Origin of the sequence: Methylobacterium sp. J-048, assembly GCF_022829515.1 — a bacterium.
Lineage (GTDB): Bacteria > Pseudomonadota > Alphaproteobacteria > Rhizobiales > Beijerinckiaceae > Methylobacterium.
Map to the genome: position 1 here is coordinate 23,183 of NZ_JAKSYL010000230.1, position 18,361 is coordinate 41,543.

Here is an 18,361-nt window from a genome sequence, read left to right on the forward strand (position 1 = left end):
AGCAGCACCGACGGATCAATCGGTTGCGCCGCGACCGAGTCCGTTGAGAAGACGCAAACCATTGCCCGTACATATCATTTCAGCCTGGTCCACGCTAAGCCCCACATCAAGAAAACCTAATCCCGCCTGCCCCGTGTTGCAGCGCACACCCGGTTCGGTGCCGCCGCGCTACATCCCGCTCATGGCAATGAAATCCTTCTCGTACCTGATGATTGGCGTCTTCGCCTCCGGTCTCGTCATGACCCTTCTGGGCTCCGTCGGCCTCTTCGCCGGGAGCTGAACAGCGGCGCCGGCGTGACCTCCTGCGGTCATGCCGGCGCTGCATCGACCCAGGCGTCACCGTCCCACAGCCGGACCCGGACGGTGGCGCAGCCGTCTGCGATGGTGATGCGGTTGTAGGCGTTGGGCTCGTTGCCCCGCAGCCGCGTCGAGGTCGCCGAGCCGGCCTGGACCGCCAGAAGTCGCCCCGGACGAGACCGGATCGAGCCCCGGTCCAGCGTTTCGGGGGGCGATCCCTCCGCTTCCGCGTAGCGCGCGTAGTGCCGATGCAGGTGGCCGGCGAGCGTGAGGCCGACGCCGCACCGGGCAAACGCCGCCAGGGCCCGGTCGGCGCGCCCGACCAGGCGGGCCTCCTCATCCCAGGGCGGCGGCAGGAACGGGTGGTGGCCGACCACGATCTTGAACAGGTGGGCCGGCATCGCCGAAAGCCGCGACTCCGCCCGGGCGATCTGACTGCGGCGGATCACGCCGTGCGACCAGTCCGGCTCCGGCGCCCAGCGCCGCACCGTGTTCAGGCAGACGATCCCGATTTCGGTATCCTGGAAGCACGGCTCGGTATCCGGAGCGATCGCGCGCCGGTAGCGCGTGAACGGATGCACGAAGCGCTGCACCAGCCGGAACGGCGAGATGTCGTGGTTGCCCGGCACGCCGATCCAGGGCGGCGCCAGGCGGTCGAGGAAAGCCCGGGCCTGCGCGAATTCCCACGGCCGCGCCGCCATGGTGAAATCCCCCGAGGCGACGATCAGGTCCGGCGCGTCGGCGTTCAGCTCGTCGACCAGGGCCTCCACCACGGCCGGGTCGGTGCGGCCGAAATGCAGGTCGGAGATGTGGCTGATCCGCCTCACGGCTGCGCGCTCGACCGCGGCACGATCACGGTCAGCGCCTGCCGGTGGATCCGGTAGCGCAACGGGGCCGGGATCAGCGCCACCTCGCCGTCGTTCATCACCCGCAGCGCCCGGGTCTTGGATGCGATGGTCAGGTTTGCCGCCGGCAGCCGCTCCACGTCCGGCAGCTGCCGCCAGTCGCCCAGGGCGAAGCCGAGGGCGAGACGCAGCGTCCGCGCCAGCGAGAGATGCGCCAGGACGTAGAGCGTGAGCCGTCCGGCATCGATCGGCGCCCGCACCAGCACGTGGCCCGGCCGCTCGACGTAATCGCCGATGACCACTGCCAGCAGCCGGAAGCGCCAGGTCCGCGGCACGCCGTCGATCGTGCCGGTCACGGTCAGCCGCGGATACCGGCCGAGATGGCGCAGCACCCCCAGGATCCAGCGTAGCAGCGTGCGCAGGCCGAGATGCCGGCGATGCGCCTCCCGGTGCCGCGTCACCCGGGCCGGCAGGCCGAGCACCGAGTTGATCAGGAACGTGCGGCCATTGACCTCACCGACATCGATCCGGCGTTGCACGCCGGCGGCCAGGTTCACGATCGCCCCGTCGAGATCGAGCGGCACGCCGAGATCCCGGGCCAGAAAATTCATCGTGCCGAGCGGCAGGATTCCGAGCGGCGTCGTCTTGCCGACGAGCGCGGCGGCGGCACAGGCGATGGTGCCGTCGCCGCCCGCCACCACCAGGGCGTCGATCTCGGGCTCCGACGCGGCGGCGGCGATCCGCACCGGCAGGGGCGCCCCGCGATCGGCCTCACCCAGGGGCTCGATCCCGGCCGCAACGAGCTTCGCCCGGATCATCTCCGGCGTCGTGCCGGACGCCACTGCCCGGGAGGCACCGTTGATGACGAGTGCGATGCGCATGGATTCGGGCATCCCTCCCAATGACGGGCCCCGCTCCTCTGCCAAAGCTGCACGTCGTTCGCGTGTCGGTGGGAAATCGTCCCCGTGATCCCCGGCCGGATCGCCGACCGCCCCTCGACGCCGCTCCCGCGGCTGACGTAGAAGCCTCGCGGGTTCGGGTGATGCGGTATGGAGCCGGAGATCGAGATGCCGGAAGCGACGCCGTTTCGCCGTATCCTCCTCAAGCTGTCGGGCGAGGCCCTGGCCGCCCCGGACGGCTACTGGCTGCATCCGCCGACCCTGGCGGCGCTCGCCGAGGACATCGCCCGCACCATCGAGTCCGGGGCCGAGATCGCTATCGTGGTCGGCGGCGGCAACATGATCCGGGGCGCCCGCATCTCGGCGGCCGGCTGGATCGACCGCGCCACCGGTGATTCCCTGGGCATGATGGCCACGGTGATGAACTCGCTGGCGATCGAGACCGCGCTCAACGCTGCCGGCGTGCCGGCGCGGACCATGTCGGCGGTGTCGATGCCGACGATCTGCGAGACCTACGCCCGCCAGCCGGCCCTGCACCATCTCGACAAGGGCCAGGTGGTGGTTTTGGCCGGCGGGACCGGCAACCCGTTCTTCACCACCGACACCGCCGCGGTGCTGCGCGCCGCCGAGCTGCGCTGCGACGCCGTGCTCAAGGCCACGCAGGTGGACGGCGTCTACTCGGCCGACCCGAAGAAGGACCCGAGCGCCACGCGCTACGACCGCCTGACCCATGACGAGGCGATCGCCCGCGACCTCAAGGTGATGGACACCGCGGCCTTCGCGCTCGCTCGCGAGAGCCGGCTGTCGATCGTCGTCGGCTCCCTGCATCCGCCGAGCTCGATCGCCAAGATCCTGTCCGGCGAGGCGCCCTCGACCCTCGTGGCGCCCTGACCCGGCAGCCCTAGCGGTTTGCGGCACCGGGAAAATTCCGCCATTGAGGCCGCGACTGCCCGTACCGGGCGAGAAGACAACGTCAGACGTGTCGGGACGACCATCATGGCCACACCGGAATTCGACCTCAACGACATCAAGCGCCGGATGCAGGGCGCGGTCGCGTCGCTCTCCAAGGATCTCGGATCCCTGCGCACCGGCCGGGCCACGCCGTCGCTGCTCGACCCGATCCAGGTCGACGCCTACGGCTCGTCGATGCCGATGGCGCAGGTCGCCACCGTGAGCGTGCCGGAGCCGCGGCTCCTGTCGATCTCGGTCTGGGACCGCAGCATGGTCACCGCCGTCGAGAAGGCGATCCGCGAATCCGATCTCGGCCTCAACCCGCAGACCGAGGGCCAGACCATCCGGCTGCGCATCCCCGAGATGAACGAGCAGCGCCGCAAGGAGATGGTCAAGGTCGCCCATAAGTACACCGAGGAGGCGCGCGTCGCCGTGCGCCATGTCCGCCGGGACGGGCTCGACCACCTCAAGAAGCTCCTGAAGGACAGCGCCATCTCGGAGGACGACGAGAAGCGCCAGGCCGCCGACGTGCAGAAGGCGACCGACCAGTTCATCGCCGAAGTCGACGGCGTGCTGGCCGCCAAGGAAAAGGAGATCATGCACGTCTGAGGCGCAGGCCGAGACGCGCGTGACCTCCACCGCCACCCCGGCCGCACGCCCCTCCGGGCGGCGCGAGCTCTGGCTGCGCGTCGCCTCGGGCGTCGTGCTCGCCCCGGCGATCCTCGCGGCCCTGGTCTACGGTGGCTGGCCGTTCGCCGGGATCTGGCTCGCCGCCGGCATCATCGGCTTCGCCGAATGGATGGTGATGAGCCGGACCGAGCCCCGCGAGGTGCTGATCGCCCTGGGCGCGGCGACTCTGGCCGCCCTGCTGCTGTGCCAGCGCGGCGGCGCGCCCGCGCTCGCCTGCATCGCCGTCCTGCTCCTGGGGGCCGCGGCCTGCGCCACGGTGGCGCGCACCGGCTTCGGCCGGGTGCGGGCGCTCGCCGGGGTGCTCGGGGCGGCCGCGATCGCGTCGGTGCCGGTCGCCCTGCGCGACGATCCCGGGATCGGCCTGATCGGGCCGGCCTGGATGTTCGCCGTGGTCTGGTCCACCGACATCGCCGCCTATTTCGCCGGTCGGAAGATCGGCGGCCCGAAGCTCATGCCCCGGGTCTCGCCCAACAAGACCTGGTCGGGCGCCATTGGGGGGCTGATCGGTGCGGTCGCGGCCGGGTCGTTGGTGGCGGTGGCCGCCGACCTGGACCTGCCGAGCGCCGCCTCCCTGCCGGTGGTGGCAGGCGTCAGCGCCCTGGCCTCCGTGCTGAGCCAGGCCGGCGACCTGGTCGAATCCGGCCTGAAGCGCCGCTACGGCGTGAAGGATTCGAGCAAGATCATCCCGGGCCATGGCGGCGTCATGGACCGGCTCGACGGATTTTTTGCGGTCGCCGTGTTGGCCGGGCTCTATCTCGCCGTACGCGGGAGCGGTCTGATCCCATGATTCCGATCCCATGACGATGAGGGAGTTTCACCCGTGACCCAGATCGTCACCATCTTCGGCGCCACCGGCTCGATCGGTCGCTCCACCGCCGATCTGCTCGCCCAGCACCCGGACCGCTTCCGCACCGGCGCCGTGGTCGGCGGCCGCGACGCGGTCGCGCTGGCGAAAGTCGCGCGCGAGCTCGGTGCCACCTTCGCGGCGCTCGCCGACGAGACCGCCGGCCCGGCTTTGGCCGAGGCGCTCTCCGGCAGCGGCATCGCCAACGGGGCCGGGGAGGGCGCCGTGATGGAGGCGGCCGCCCGCGACGCCGACATCGTGGTCGCTGCGGTGAGCGGTGCGGCGGGTCTGAAATCCACCCACGCCGCGCTCCGGCTCGGCCGCACGGTCGCGCTCGCCAACAAGGAGAGCCTGGTCTGCGCCGGCGACGCCTTCATGCGCGACGCGGTGCGCTACGGCGCCACGATCCTGCCGATGGATTCCGAGCACGATGCGCTCAGCCAGGCGCTGGCCGGCCGGCCACTGGCGGACGTCCGCACCATGATGATCACCGCCTCGGGCGGCCCGTTCCGGACCTGGACCCGCGAGCGGATCGCCGCCGCCTCCGCCACCGAGGCCGCGGCCCATCCGACCTGGTCGATGGGCATGAAGATCAACATCGATTCGGCCAGCCTGATGAACAAGGGCCTCGAGCTGATCGAGGCGCACCACCTGTTCGGCATCGAGCCCGGGCGCCTGGACGTGGTCGTCCACCCGCAATCGGTGATCCACGGCCTGGTCTACTGGCTCGACGGCGCCGTCACCGCGGAGCTGGCCCTGCCGGACATGCGCGTGCCGATCTCGCATTGCCTCGGGCTCGGTGACCGCCTGACCATTGCCCGGGGCCGGCCCCTGGACCTGGTGAAGCTCAGTTCACTGACCTTCGAGGCCGCGGACGAGGAACGGTTCCCGTGCCTGCGCATCGGCCGGGCGGCGCTCGCGGCGGGTGGCGCCGCGCCGACCGTGATGAACGCGGCCAACGAGATCGCGGTGGCGGCCTTCATCGCCGGCCGGATCGGCTTCTACGGGATCAGCGACCTGGTCGAGCGCGCCTGCGAGCAATTCGCCGGCGCGTACCGGACGGCGCCGGTCGACGTGGACGAGGCGCTGGCCATCGACGCCCATGTCCGGGTCTGGAGCGCCGAGGCCCTGCCGGAGCTGCGCGCGGCGGGCTGAGGGAGCGCCTAGAGCCGTGCCCGACCACGTTGGGTCGGGTCACGCCTCTAAGCTCTTGTTTTGACGCGCTCGCTTGCGCCGAACCGGTATCCACTTCGGCGGCGAGCGCTCTAGCGACCCGCCCCATAACCAGCCAAAAACACCCGCACCGCCTCCGCGACCTGAAACTTTTTCCGGGCTTCGTCGGCCATGCCGCCAGCGGCGAACAGGAGGCGTGTCAGAAGCCCCGCCAGGCAGAGATGCAGGAAGTGCTGCGCGGCGAGCGTGGTGTCGGTGACGCGGAGCCGGCCGCCCTGCACCTGCACGTCGAGATAGGCCGCCAGCCGCGCGACCCCGCAGGCCGGCCCGGCCTCGTAATAGACCTGCCCGAAATGCGGGAACTTCTCGCAGACCCCGATCACCATGCGATGCACCGAGATATGCTCCGGCTTGGACATCTCGGCCAGGAAGCTCAGGCCTAGGCGCGTCAGCACGGCTGGAATGTCCGTGTCGGCCGGGTCGAAGGTGAATAGGGTCTCGGCCAGGCTGGACTTCTCCAGGACGATCAGGGCCTCGAACAGCGCCTCCTTGCTGTCGAAGTAGACGTAGAGCGTGCCTTTGGAGACGCCCGCGGCCCGGGCGATCTCACCCATGCTGGCCCCGTCGAACCCGGACGCCAGGAACACGCGGCGCGCGCCGTCGAGGATCTGCCGCCGCTTGTCGCTCTCGACCTGCGACGATCCCCGTTCAAGCACCACGCCCTGAACCATCACCCTGCTCCGCGTCCGAGACGCCGCTCTGCTTGACCGAACCGTTCGGTCAATCTAGCCTGACGTTAGATCGGGTGTGCGTCAAGGCACGTCCGAATCATTGACCGAACGGTTCGGTCATGAGGCTAGAGGCGCTGAGATGTCCCTTCGCGAGGATGGCGACCGGTCCGCTGCCGGCATCGAGGTTGCGGATGACGAGCGCGCCGAGGGTCAGGCTCCGACGCCCGCGGCCCCGCGTGCGGCCGACGTCCCTCAGACGACTGCCTCGTCAGCTCCCGGAGCCGCTCCGGCCCAAAAACGTCCGCTCAAGAGGGTACTGCTCCTCGGACTTCTGACGGCCGCCATCGGTGGCGGCGCTTACGAAGGCTGGCACTGGTGGAGCGTCGGGCGGTTCTTCGTCTCGACCGACGACGCCTACGTGCAAGCCGACATCTCGATCCTGGCCGCGAAAGTCTCCGGCTACCTGGAATCGGTCCCGGTGGTGAATGGCGTCTCGGTCAAGAAGGGCGACGTGATCGCCAAGCTCGACGACGGCGATTACCGCCTCGCGCTCCAGGCCGCGCAGGACAAGCTCGCTACGCAGGAGAGCACGATCGTGCGGATCGGCCGGCAGGTCGAGGCCGCGCAGGCGCAGGTCGCCCAGGCCGCCGCGCAGATCGACGCGACCCGTGCCGACGCCGTGCGCGCCCAGGCCGATTTCACCCGGGCGACCCAGATGCAGGCGGATTACGTCGCCAAGTCCCGGATCGACCAGGCTCGCGCCGACCGGGACCGGACCGAGGCCTCGGTGAAGGGCATGGAGGCCGGCCTGCTGGCGGCCCGCGCGAATGTCGACGTGCTCCAGGCCCAGAAGCGCGAGGCCGAGCGCCTGTCGGCCGAGCTGCGCACCGCCGTCGACCGCGCCCGGCGCGACCTCGACTTCACGGTGATCCGCGCGCCCTTCGACGGCGTGGTCGGCAACAAGGCGGTCGAGGCCGGGGCCTACGTGGCGCCCGGCACCCGGGTCGCCGCGCTGGTGCCGCTCCAGAGCGTGCGCATCGACGCGAACTTCAAGGAGACGCAGGTCCAGCGCATGCGCCCGGGCCAGCCGGTGATCGTGACCGTGGATGCCTATCCGGATCGCGAGATCGAGGGCGTGGTCGAATCGTTCTCGCCGGCCTCCGGCTCGGTGTTCAGCCTGCTGCCGCCGGACAACGCCACCGGCAACTTCACCAAGATCGTCCAGCGCCTGCCGGTGCGGGTGCGCGTGCCCGAGGCGGTCGCCCGCGAGGGCCTGCTGCGGCCCGGCCTCTCGGTGGAGGTGCGCGTCGATACCCGCGCCGGCACCGACCGGTCGGTCCTCGACCACGCCGAGAACCGGCGGTTCGACGCCGCGAGCCGCTGAGCCCGTCCGTGGCCGCAACCGCTGCCATTTCGGCCGGAGCCCCGGCCGCTGCCGAGCCGCCGATGGACCGCCGCCGCATGGTGGCGTTCTTCTGCATGGTGTTCGGGATGTTCATGGCGATCCTGGACATCCAGATCGTCTCGGCCTCCCTCAACGAGATCCAGGCCGGCCTCTCGGCCTCCGGGGACGAGATCCCCTGGGTCCAGACCAGCTACCTGATCGCCGAGGTCATCTCGATCCCGCTGTCGGGCACCCTGTCGCGGGTGCTCTCGACCCGCTGGATGTTCGCGATCTCGGCGGGCGGCTTCACGCTGATGAGCGTGATGTGCGCGACCTCCTCGTCGATCTCCGAGATGATCGTCTGGCGGGCCGCGCAGGGCTTCATCGGCGGCGGCATGATCCCGACGGTGTTCGCCGCCGCGTTCACGATCTTCCCACCGTCGAAGCGGACCATCGTGTCGCCGGTGATCGGCCTCGTCGCGACGCTGGCGCCGACCATCGGCCCGACGATCGGCGGCTACCTGACCGACCTGATGTCGTGGCACTGGCTGTTCCTGATCAACGTCGTGCCCGGCATCGCCGTGACCATCTCGACCTGGATCCTGATCGACTTCGACAAGCCGAACTACGACCTGCTGAAGTCGTTCGACTGGGCCGGCCTGGCCTTCATGGCGGGGTTCCTCGGCTGCCTCGAATACGTCCTCGAGGAGGGGCCGAACCACGACTGGCTGCAGGACGACGCCGTCTTCGCCTGCGCTTTGGTCTGCGGGGTCTCGGGGCTGCTGTTCTTCTGGCGCGCGTTCACGGCCAAGCAGCCGATCGTCGACCTGCGCGCCTTCTCCGACCGCAACTTCGCCAGCGGCTGCGTCGCGAGCTTCGTCCTCGGCATCGGGCTCTATGGCCTGACCTACATCTACCCGGTCTACCTCGCCCGGGTGCGCGGCTACTCGGCGCTGATGATCGGCGAGACCATGTTCGTCTCGGGGCTGTGCATGTTCGCCACCGCGCCGATCGCCGGCCGGTTCTCCGGAAAGGTCGATCCGCGGATCATGATGGGTCTGGGCTTCTTCGGCTTCGCCTGCGGCACCTGGATCGTCACCGGGCTGACCAAGGACTGGGATTTCTGGGAGCTGCTGTGGCCGCAGATCCTGCGCGGCTGCTCGCTGATGCTGTGCATGATCCCGATCAACAACATCGCCCTCGGGACCCTGCCGCCGGCCCGGATGAAGAACGCCTCCGGGCTCTACAACCTGACCCGCAACCTCGGCGGCGCGGTCGGGCTGGCGCTGATCAACACCGTGCTCAACGCCCGTTGGGACCTGCACCTCGCCCGGCTGCACGAGCGCTTCACCTGGGCCAACACCACCGCGCTGGAGCGCCTCGACACGATGCGGCGCGGCTTCGACTCCTACGGCAGCGCCGCGTCCGATATGGCCCTCAGGGCCATGTCCAACACGGTGCGGATCCAGGGGCTGGTCATGGCCTTCGAGGACGTGTTCCTGGCGCTCACCGTGCTGTTCCTGGCGATGGCCTGCGCCGTGCCGCTGATCCGTCGTCCCCGGGCGGGCGCCGGCGGGGGCGGGGGGCACTGACCGGGTCGAAGAGCGACGACGGCGGAGACGGTTTTCCCCGCTTCGCGCCGCAGCATCGCGCAAGCTCCGCGACCTGCCGCGGCAGCCGCGGCGGATTGCGTTGGCGGTAAGCCGCACCGATCTGCTAAACCGGCTCGATGGCCGGCCTGAGAAGCCGGCGCAAAGACGGCCAGGGATCGGCTCATGGACTTCCTCAACGCGATGGGCGGGACCGCCGGCGGCTTCTTCGGGGCCGTGATCCCGTTCCTGTTCGTGCTCACCGTCGTGGTCTTCGTCCACGAGATGGGCCACTTCCTGGTCGGGCGCTGGTGCGGGGTCGGCGTGCACGCCTTCTCCCTCGGCTTCGGCCCGGAGCTGTTCGGCTTCAACGACCGCCGCGGCACCCGCTGGAAGCTCTGCGCCATCCCGCTCGGCGGCTACGTCAAGTTCCACGGCGACGTGAACGGCGCCAGCGTCCCGGATCCGGAGGCGATCGCCCGGATGTCCCCGCAGGAGCGGGCGATCAGCTTCCCGACCCAGCCGGTCGCCAAGCGCGCCGCGATCGTCGCCGCCGGCCCGGTGGCGAACTTCCTGCTGGCGATCCTGCTGTTTGCCGGCGCGATCTGGCTCGCCGGCCGCTACGAGCTGCCGGCCCGGGTGTCCTCGGTGGAGCCCGGCAGCGTCGCCGCCCAAGCCGGCTTCCAGCCGGGCGACGTGATCACCGCCATCGACGGTGAGAAGATCGGCGACTTCAACGCCATGTACCGCACCGTGACCGGCAGCGCCGGCACGCCGCTGACCTTCACGGTGGAGCGGGGCGAGCAGCCGATCACCATCCAGGCGACCCCGGCGACCTACGAGGAGAAGACGCCCTTCGGCCGCCACCGGATCGGCCGGCTCGGCATCCGCTCGCCCTCGGGCTCGGAGGCGCGGCTCGTCCGGTACGGGGCGCTGGACTCCCTCGATCTCGGGGTGCGCGAGACCTACTTCGTGGTGGAGCGGACCTTCTCGTACCTGAGCAAGCTCGCCACCGGCCGCGAATCCGCCGACCAGCTCTCGGGACCGATCGGCATCGCCCGGGTCTCCGGCGAGGTCGCCAAGAACGGCGGGGTCGGCGGGCTGATCGGTCTGATCGCGCTGCTCTCGGTCTCGATCGGCCTCTTGAACCTGTTCCCGGTGCCGCTGCTCGATGGCGGGCACCTGCTGTTCTACGCCTTCGAGGTCGTCCGCGGCCGTCCGCTCAGCGAGCGCGCCCAGGAGATCGGGTTCCGGATCGGCCTCGCCCTGGTTCTGATGCTGATGCTGTTCGCCGCCTGGAACGACATACTCAACCTCGGCGCGTCCTGGCGGAACACCTGATCCCGGGATCCCGCGCGGGCATCGGTCCGGTCTCCACCGGAATCGGTGCCCCAATCCCGCCGCGATCCCGCCCGGCGGCCGCCCGAAAGGCGCCGCGCCACCGGCCCGACGGGTGCTTAAAACAGGGTTAACGACCAGATCATCTGGCGTGAAAACAGTCGTTGCCGCAAAGATTTACAGGCCATTCACCACGATTGGCGCTTTGCCCGCACGGTCCGCGTCCCGTTAAGTGGCGCGAAGGCCACGACCCCCCAAAATCCCCTGACGATGGCCTCCCGCGCGTTTGCTTGGCAGGGGATTCCCGCTAAGAGCTACGCTTGGACCTGAAGCCACGCTTGGACCAGGGTGACAGGACGACCGGTCAACGGCCGCCTGTGACGGGCTAACCCCCGCGACCAGAACAGAAACGGGCGATTGCATGATGTCGTTGACGGGGAAGCCCCGACGTAAGTCGGTGCGGAAGACCATCGTCCTAGTCGCTGCCGGTGCGGGCCTCGTCCTGAGCGGTGCCGCTCAGGCGCAGCAGATCGTCGTCCAGGGCAACCAGCGCGTCGATGCCGACACCATCCGGTCCTACGTGACCGGAACCGCGTCCGGCTCTTCTGAGGAGGCCCGGCGTAACCTGCTCGCCAGCGGCATGTTCTCGGACGTGAAGGTCGCCCAGTCCGGCGGCCGCACGGTGGTCACCGTCCGCGAGAACAACCTGATCAACCGGGTGGTGTTCGAGGGCAACAAGAAGATCGAGAAGGCCACGCTCGAGGGCGTGGTCGAGGCGAAGGCCCGCGGCCCCTACAGCGAGGCCATCGTCAACGCCGATCTCGCCCGCATCCGCGACGTCTACAAGCGCTTCGGCCGCGGCACCGCCAAGGTCACCTACCGGACCGTGGACCTGCCGAACGGCCGGGTCGACGTGATCTACCAGGTCGACGAGGGCGACAAGACCGGCATCATCTCGATCAACTTCGTCGGCAACAACGCCTATTCGGAGCGGACCCTGAAGGGGCTGATGAGCTCCTCCGAGATGAACTTCCTGTCGTTCATCAAGACCTCCGACGTCTACGATCCCGACCGCATCACCACCGACCTCGACCAGGTGCGCCGCTACTACCTGAAGAACGGCTATGCCGACTTCCAGGTGGTCAGCGCCGACGCCCGCTACGTCGAGGGCGACAGCTCGGGCTACGTCATCACTGTCACGGTCAACGAGGGCGAGCAGTACAAGGTCGGCGCGGTGGCGGTGGATTCCCGCTTGCCCGGCATCGATACCGCCAAGCTCGACGGCAACATCACTGCCGCGGTGGGCGACGTCTACAACGCCGACGACGTCGAACGGACGCTCAACAACGTCACCCGCGAGGTCAACCGCGCCGGCTACCCGTTCGCGCAGGTCCGCCCGACCGGCCAGCGCGATCCCGCGACCCACCAGGTTTCCCTGGGCTTCGTGGTCGAGGACGGCCCGCACGTCTACGTCGAGCGCATCAACATCCGCGGCAACACCCGCACCCGCGATTACGTCATCCGCCGCGAGCTCGATATCGCCGAAGGCGACGCCTACAACCGCGTGCTCACCGACCGGGCCGAGCGGCGCCTGAACGGCCTCGGCTTCTTCAAGAAGGTCCGGTTCTCCAACGAGCCCGGCTCCGCGGCCGACCGCGTGGTCATCAACATCGATGTCGAGGATCAGCCCACGGGTTCGTTCTCGGTGGCGGGCGGCTACTCCACCCAGGACGGCATCATCGGCGAGGTCTCGGTCTCCGAGTCGAACTTCCTCGGCCGCGGCCAGTATGTCCGCCTCGCCGGCACCGGTGGCCAGTACTCGCGCGGCGTCGACTTCTCTTTCACCGAGCCGTACTTCCTCGGCTACCGGCTCGCCGCCGGCTTCGACGCCTTCTACAAGTACTCCGACCTGACCCGGTATTCGCGCTACGAGACCACGGTGTATGGCGGCCAGCTGCGCCTGGGCCTGCCGATCACCGAGGAGTTCGGCATCACCCTGCGCTACTCGCTGTACAACACCGAGCTGAAGGTCCCGAACACCCTCAAGCGCCCGTACAACGACTGCTCGATCCCGATCCCGGGTTACACCGCGACCTACGCGGCCGGCACGATCGACCCGAATACCGGTCGTAACATCGGCGGTCAGGCCCTGTATCCGAATTGTGCCTATGACGGTGAAGCCTCGATCGCCATCAAGGGTTCGCAGGGCAACACGCTGACGTCGCTGGCCGGCCTGACGCTCGCCTACTCGACCCTCGACGTGGTCGGCGCGCCGCATAACGGCCTCTACGCCGAACTGAAGCCCGATGTGGCCGGCCTCGGCGGCGACTCGAAGTTCTTCCGCGTCACCGCGGATGCGCGCTACTACAAGGAGCTGTTCGAGGACGTGGTCGGCTTCGTCCGGTTCCAGGGCGGCCATATCCAGTCGATCAACGGAGAGCCGCTGCGCGTCACCGACGAGTTCTTCCTCGGCCCGTCGCTGGTCCGCGGCTTCGCGCCGAACGGCATCGGCCCGCGCGACGTCGGCATCGCCGACGCCCGCTCCAACGCCATCGGCGGCTCCACCTATGTTGGCGGCACCCTCGAAGTGCAGTTCCCGCTGCCCCTCATCCCACGGGATCTCGGCCTGAAGGGCGCCCTCTTCGCCGATGCCGGTACGCTGTTCGGCTACAACAGCCGGCGGACCTTCGACGTGAACGGCGACGGCTTCATCAACGGCGTCGCACCGCAGACCGGCAAGTGTAACTTCTCCGCGTTCACCATCGGCGTCGAGCCGGAATGCGTGAACGTCCGCGACACCGCCGCGATCCGCTCCTCGATCGGCGCGTCCATCCTGTGGAACTCGCCGCTCGGCCCGATCCGCTTCGACTACGCCTACGCGCTGACCAAGGACGAGGGCCAGTCGGTCTACGTGCCGCTGCTCGGCAAGGTCGGCCATATCGGCAAGGATCAGACCCAGGCGTTCCGCTTCTCCGGCGGCTCGCGGTTCTGATAAAATCCAGGCGCGCCGGCCGGAATTATCCGGCCGGCGCGTTGTCACGCATGTCAGATCTCGATTTCTTCGCCGCGACCGGCTCACTCACCCTCGCCGACATCGCCGCCGCCGCTGGCGCAGCCCTCCCCGAGGGCGCAGACCCGGAATACCGGCTGACCGGCGCCGCACCGCTCGAGAGCGCCGGACCGGAACACCTCGCCTACATGGACAATGCGCGCTACGGCGAGGCTCTGACCGTTACACGGGCGGGAGCCTGCCTGGTGAGCCCACGCTTCGCCGCGCGCTGCCCGTCCGCGACCGTCGCGCTGGTGACCCGCGACCCGTACCGGGCCTACGCTTCCCTGCTCGGACGCCTTCACCCGGAGGCCATGCGCCCCGGTTCTCAGTTCGGTGGTCGCAGCATCGCCCCCGGGGCCCATGTCCACCCGGATGCGCGGCTGGAGGAGGGGGTCACGGTCGATCCCGGCGCGGTGATCGGTCCCGGGGTCGAGATCGGCTCCGGCAGCGTCATAGGCCCGAACGCGGTGATCGGCCCTGGCGTGCGGATCGGGCGCGGCTGCTCCATCGGCGCCGGCACGACTTTGAGCCATGCCCTCGTCGGTAACCGGGTGATCCTGCATCCCGGAGCGCGGCTCGGCCAGGACGGGTTCGGCTTCGCCATGGGCGCCACCCATCTCAAGGTGCCGCAGATCGGCCGGGTGATCGTGCAGGACGATGTCGAGATCGGCGCCAACACGACGATCGACCGGGGCGCCTCGCGCGATACGGTCATCGGCGAGGGCACCAAGATCGATAACCTGGTCCAGATCGCCCACAACGTCGTCATCGGCCGCCACTGCGTGATCGTCTCCGGGGTCGGCATCTCGGGCTCGACCACGCTGGAAGACTACGTGGTGCTCGGCGGCCAGGTCGGCGTCGTCGGCCATCTGCGCATCGGCCGCGGTGCCCAGATCGCCGGCTCGTCCAACGTCAACCGCGATGTCCCGCCGGGCAGCCGCTGGGGCGGCACGCCGGCCAAGCCGGTGCGGGCCTGGTTCCGCGAGCTGACGACCTTGGCGCGCTTGGCCGAGCGCTCGGGCAAGGATCCCGAGAAGGATCCGCCCTCGGACGCCGCGTGAGATCGGCCACCTGTCCCGGAAACCCTTGCATCTCCGCCGATTTCTTCCGAAGAGGGCGTCCGCCCGTCATGGAGGGCGGTTATCGGTCCGCCCGATGGCGGTGAGGCAAGGTACGGGATTCGATGAGCGAGGCGGCGCGCGACACCAACGAGGAGCTGGGCACAGCCGATATCCAGACGCTGCTGGAGCTGCTGCCGCACCGCTACCCGTTCCTGATGATCGACCGCATCGTCGAGATCGATCGCGACGAATCCTGCGTCGGCATCAAGAACGTCACCGCCAACGAGCCGCAATTCATGGGACACTTCCCCGGGATGCCGGTCTTCCCCGGGGTGCTGCTGATCGAGGGCATGGCCCAGACCGCCGGCGCAATCTGCTGCCGTCACATCCGGACGGACGAGCTGCGCACGAAGCAGGTGTTCTTCATGACCATCGACAAGTGCAAGTTCCGCAAGCCGGTCACCCCCGGTGACCAGGTCCGCTTCCACATGAAGAAGATGAACCACCGCCGGACCATGTGGTGGTTCCGCGGCGAGGCCCGGGTCGACGGCGTGCTGGTGGCGGAGGCTGAGATCGGCGCCATGCTGGTGACGGAGTGAGCGACGCCCTCATCCACCCGAGCGCGGTGATCGAATCCGGCGCCGTGATCGGCGACGGCGTGCGGGTCGGCCCGTTCTGCCATGTCGGGCCGGAGGTCGTGCTGGGCGAGGGCTGCGAGCTTCTCAGCCACGTGGTCCTGGCCGGCCGCACCGTGATCGGGCCGCGCACCCGGATCTTCCCGTTCGCCTCCATCGGCCACCAGCCGCAGGATCTGAAATACCGAGGCGAGGCCTCGACGCTGACGATCGGGTGCGATTGCCTGATCCGCGAGGGCGTCACCATGAACCCCGGCACCAGCGGGGGCGGCCTCGAGACTGCGGTCGGCGATCACTGCACCTTCCTGGCCAATTCCCATGTCGGCCACGATTGCCGGGTCGGCGACCACGTCATCTTCTCGAACAACGTGATGCTGGCCGGCCATTGCAGCGTCGGCGACTACGCGATCCTGGGCGGCGGCGCCGCCGTGATCCAGTTCGCCCGGGTCGGCGCGCATGCCTTCGTCGGCGGCCTGTCGGGGCTGGAGAACGACTGCATTCCCTATGGCATGGTGCTCGGCAACCGCGCGTACCTGTCAGGGCTCAACATCATCGGCCTGCAGCGCCGGGGCTTCGCCCGGGAGGACATCCACGCGCTCCGGCGGGCCTACCGCCTGCTGTTCGCCCCCGAGGGCACGCTGATGGAGCGGGTCGAGGACGTAGCCGCGACCTTCGAATCCCACACCGCCGTGGCGGAGATCCTCGCCTTCATCCGGGCCGGGGGCAAGCGCTCGATCTGCACGCCGCGCGAGCTTCCGGTCCCGATCGGGGCGGCCTGAGCCTGCCCGCATGGCCGAGGCCGCTCCGCTGCCCGAGGGCACGCTCGTCCTGATCGCCGGCGCCGGCCGGCTGCCCGAGCTGGTGGCCGAGTCGCTGACCCGGACGCACCGGCCGTTCCGGTTGATTGCGCTCCGCGGCTTCACCGAGCGGTCCTTGCGTGCCCGGGCCGACGCCACCGTCGACCTCCTCGACCTCGCGGCGATCCTCAAGCTGCTCCGCGCCTGGGGGCCGGCCGTGATGGTGCCGGCGGGCGGGGTCTCCCGGCCGAGCCCGGCCGCTCTGCTCAATGCCGGCGCGGCCTTGCGCAACCGCGAGACCCTGCGGGCGATCGCCGGGGGCGGCGATGACCGGCTGCTGCGCGCCGCCCTGGCTCTCGTCGAGGAGGAGGGGCACCGGGTGCTGGGCGTCCACGAGGCCGCCCCGGACCTGCTCTGCCCGGAGGGGCGCCTCGGCCGCCTCGGCCCCGACGCGGAGGCCGACCAGTCGATCCGCGTCGGGCGCGGGGTGCTCGACGCGCTCTCGCCTTACGATCTCGGGCAGGCGGTGGCAGTCTCGGGTGAGCGGGTGATCGCCGTCGAAGGGCCGGAGGGGACCGACCGCATGCTCGCCCGCGCCCGGGCGCTTGGGCGCAAGCCGTTCGGGCGGGGGCGGGCGCTGCCCGCGACTGTTCTAGTCAAGGCGCCGAAGATCGGCCAGGATCTGCGCATCGACCTGCCGGCCATCGGCCCCCGGACGGTGCGCAACGCCGCCGCGGCCGGCTGCGTCGGCCTGGCGCTGGAGGCCGGCGGCACCCTGGTGATCGATCGCGTCGCCACGGCCGCCGAGGCCGACCGCCTCGGGCTGTTTCTGGTCGGCTACGGAGCCGAGCCGTGAGCGCCGCCGCCGTGTCCCCATCCAAGAAAATCTGGCTGGTGGCCGGCGAGGATTCCGGGGACCAGCTCGGGGCCAAGCTGATGCGGGCCCTGCGGGCGACCGCGCCCGGGACCGTGTTCGGCGGGGTCGGCGGCGAGGCCATGGCCGAGGAGGGGTTTTCCTCCCTGTTCCCCCTCGATGACGTCGCCGTCATGGGCTACCTGCCGGTGCTCGCCCGCGCCCGGACCCTGCTGCGCCGGATCCGCGAGACCGCGACCGCGGTGGTGCGCGCCCGGCCCGACGTGCTGGTGATCATCGACAGCCCGGGCTTCACCCACGCCGTGGCCCAGCGGGTCCGGAAGGCGGCGCCCGGCATCCCGATCGTCGACTACGTGTCTCCGAGCGTCTGGGCCTGGCGGCCGTGGCGGGCCAAGGGCATGCGCGGCTTCATCGACCACGTCATGGCGCTGCTGCCGTTCGAGCCGGACGCGCATTTGCGGCTCGGCGGCCCGCCCTGCACCTATGTCGGCCACCCGCTGATCGAGCGGTTCTCGGAGCTGCGTCCCTCCGCGGCCGAGAACCGGCGGCGGGAGGCGGTGCCCTACAGCCTCGTGATCCTGCCGGGCTCGCGCCGCGCCGAGATCGACCGGCTGATGCCGGTGTTCGGGCGGGTGCTGGAGCAGGTGTCCCGCATCCTGGAGGTCGAAGCGGTGCTGCCCGCCGTGACCCGCCACCGGGCGCTGATCGAGCGGATGGTCCTCGACTGGCCCGTGCCGGTGCGGGTGCTCACCGGCGGGGAGGCGAAATATGCCGCCTTCCGGGGCGCCCGGGCGGCGCTGGCGGCCTCCGGCACGGTCACGCTGGAGCTTGCGCTCGCCGGCGTTCCGATGGTGGTGGCGTACAAGGTCTCGCGCGCGGAGGAGTTCGTCGCCCGGCGCCTGATCCAGGTCCCCAGCATCGTGCTGCCGAACCTGATCCTGGCCGACAACGCCATGCCGGAATTCGTCCAGGCCGATTGTACGCCTGAGCATCTCACCAAAGCGCTGCTGCCCTTGCTGGTCGGCGGGGTGGAGCGCGTCGCGCAATGCGACGCGCTCGCCCGCATCGACGGAAGGATGCGGCTCACCGGGGATGACACGCCGAGCCAGGCTGCGGCGCGGATCGTATTGGACGCCGCCGGCGGGCGGGTGAGTGGGGTCGTTTGACGTATCGGTCGCACGCCCGACGGACAGAAAAACCA

Annotated in this window: 16 protein-coding genes; 13 read left to right on the top strand and 3 right to left on the bottom strand. The window is 69.9% G+C overall.

All coding sequences use genetic code 11. The annotated features are described in order from the left end of the window. Nucleotides 1-308: 308 nt before the first annotated feature. The gene (locus MKL09_RS23405) at nucleotides 309-1,124 is read right to left on the bottom strand and encodes a metallophosphoesterase family protein (RefSeq protein ID WP_244024190.1); all 816 of its coding nucleotides are present in this window, start codon (nucleotides 1,122-1,124) and stop codon (nucleotides 309-311) included. After that, nucleotides 1,121-2,023 carry a diacylglycerol/lipid kinase family protein gene (locus MKL09_RS23410; RefSeq protein WP_244024192.1) on the bottom strand — a complete coding sequence of 301 codons (903 nt, stop codon included), beginning with the start codon at nucleotides 2,021-2,023 and terminating at the stop codon, nucleotides 1,121-1,123. Before MKL09_RS23410 ends, MKL09_RS23405 begins: the two co-directional genes overlap by 4 nt. 186 nt (nucleotides 2,024-2,209) lie before the next feature. Between MKL09_RS23410 and pyrH the strand changes: the two genes are divergently transcribed. The 4 genes from pyrH (at nucleotide 2,210) to dxr (ending at nucleotide 5,681) form a co-directional block, all read left to right on the top strand. Beyond that, nucleotides 2,210-2,932 (top strand): UMP kinase, encoded by a 723-nt coding sequence (pyrH, locus tag MKL09_RS23415; protein WP_243967233.1) that lies wholly within the window; start codon nucleotides 2,210-2,212, stop codon nucleotides 2,930-2,932. Nucleotides 2,933-3,037: 105 nt separating this feature from the next. Continuing rightward, nucleotides 3,038-3,601 (top strand): ribosome recycling factor, encoded by a 564-nt coding sequence (frr, locus tag MKL09_RS23420; RefSeq protein WP_244024195.1) that lies wholly within the window; start codon nucleotides 3,038-3,040, stop codon nucleotides 3,599-3,601. Between the two features lie 19 nt (nucleotides 3,602-3,620). Next, nucleotides 3,621-4,469: a phosphatidate cytidylyltransferase gene (locus MKL09_RS23425; protein WP_244024197.1), complete on the top strand. Its 849-nt coding sequence runs from the start codon at nucleotides 3,621-3,623 to the stop codon at nucleotides 4,467-4,469. Nucleotides 4,470-4,502: 33 nt separating this feature from the next. Continuing rightward, complete coding sequence (gene dxr, locus MKL09_RS23430; protein WP_244024199.1) at nucleotides 4,503-5,681, top strand: 1-deoxy-D-xylulose-5-phosphate reductoisomerase; 1,179 nt, start codon at nucleotides 4,503-4,505, stop codon at nucleotides 5,679-5,681. Between the two features lie 110 nt (nucleotides 5,682-5,791). Here dxr and MKL09_RS23435 read toward each other — a convergent pair whose 3' ends face one another. After that, nucleotides 5,792-6,430: a TetR/AcrR family transcriptional regulator gene (locus tag MKL09_RS23435; protein WP_244024201.1), complete on the bottom strand. Its 639-nt coding sequence runs from the start codon at nucleotides 6,428-6,430 to the stop codon at nucleotides 5,792-5,794. A 139-nt stretch (nucleotides 6,431-6,569) separates the two neighbouring features. Here MKL09_RS23435 and MKL09_RS23440 point away from each other — a divergent pair, with 139 nt between their 5' ends. From MKL09_RS23440 to lpxB, 9 genes are all read left to right on the top strand, one after another. Beyond that, nucleotides 6,570-7,814: an HlyD family secretion protein gene (locus MKL09_RS23440; protein WP_244024203.1), complete on the top strand. Its 1,245-nt coding sequence runs from the start codon at nucleotides 6,570-6,572 to the stop codon at nucleotides 7,812-7,814. Between the two features lie 62 nt (nucleotides 7,815-7,876). After that, the gene (locus MKL09_RS23445; protein ID WP_279606079.1) at nucleotides 7,877-9,406 is read left to right on the top strand and encodes a DHA2 family efflux MFS transporter permease subunit; all 1,530 of its coding nucleotides are present in this window, start codon (nucleotides 7,877-7,879) and stop codon (nucleotides 9,404-9,406) included. A 183-nt stretch (nucleotides 9,407-9,589) separates the two neighbouring features. After that, complete coding sequence (locus MKL09_RS23450; protein ID WP_244024207.1) at nucleotides 9,590-10,744, top strand: M50 family metallopeptidase; 1,155 nt, start codon at nucleotides 9,590-9,592, stop codon at nucleotides 10,742-10,744. 418 nt (nucleotides 10,745-11,162) lie between these two features. Next, on the top strand, nucleotides 11,163-13,733 hold the full coding sequence (gene bamA, locus MKL09_RS23455; RefSeq protein ID WP_244024209.1) for an outer membrane protein assembly factor BamA: 2,571 nt from the start codon (nucleotides 11,163-11,165) through the stop codon (nucleotides 13,731-13,733). A 50-nt stretch (nucleotides 13,734-13,783) separates the two neighbouring features. Then, nucleotides 13,784-14,854: a UDP-3-O-(3-hydroxymyristoyl)glucosamine N-acyltransferase gene (lpxD, locus tag MKL09_RS23460; protein ID WP_244024211.1), complete on the top strand. Its 1,071-nt coding sequence runs from the start codon at nucleotides 13,784-13,786 to the stop codon at nucleotides 14,852-14,854. A 122-nt stretch (nucleotides 14,855-14,976) separates the two neighbouring features. Next, nucleotides 14,977-15,453 (top strand): 3-hydroxyacyl-ACP dehydratase FabZ, encoded by a 477-nt coding sequence (gene fabZ, locus MKL09_RS23465; RefSeq protein ID WP_147855074.1) that lies wholly within the window; start codon nucleotides 14,977-14,979, stop codon nucleotides 15,451-15,453. Then, nucleotides 15,450-16,268 (top strand): acyl-ACP--UDP-N-acetylglucosamine O-acyltransferase, encoded by an 819-nt coding sequence (gene lpxA / locus MKL09_RS23470; protein WP_244024213.1) that lies wholly within the window; start codon nucleotides 15,450-15,452, stop codon nucleotides 16,266-16,268. Before fabZ ends, lpxA begins: the two co-directional genes overlap by 4 nt. 10 nt (nucleotides 16,269-16,278) lie before the next feature. Further along, entirely contained in the window at nucleotides 16,279-17,142 is an 864-nt protein-coding gene (locus MKL09_RS23475) for an LpxI family protein (protein WP_244024215.1), read from the top strand. After that, on the top strand, nucleotides 17,139-18,326 hold the full coding sequence (gene lpxB, locus MKL09_RS23480) for a lipid-A-disaccharide synthase (RefSeq protein WP_409566974.1): 1,188 nt from the start codon (nucleotides 17,139-17,141) through the stop codon (nucleotides 18,324-18,326). The genes MKL09_RS23475 and lpxB overlap by 4 nt, the downstream gene beginning before the upstream one ends. Nucleotides 18,327-18,361 lie beyond the last annotated feature (35 nt).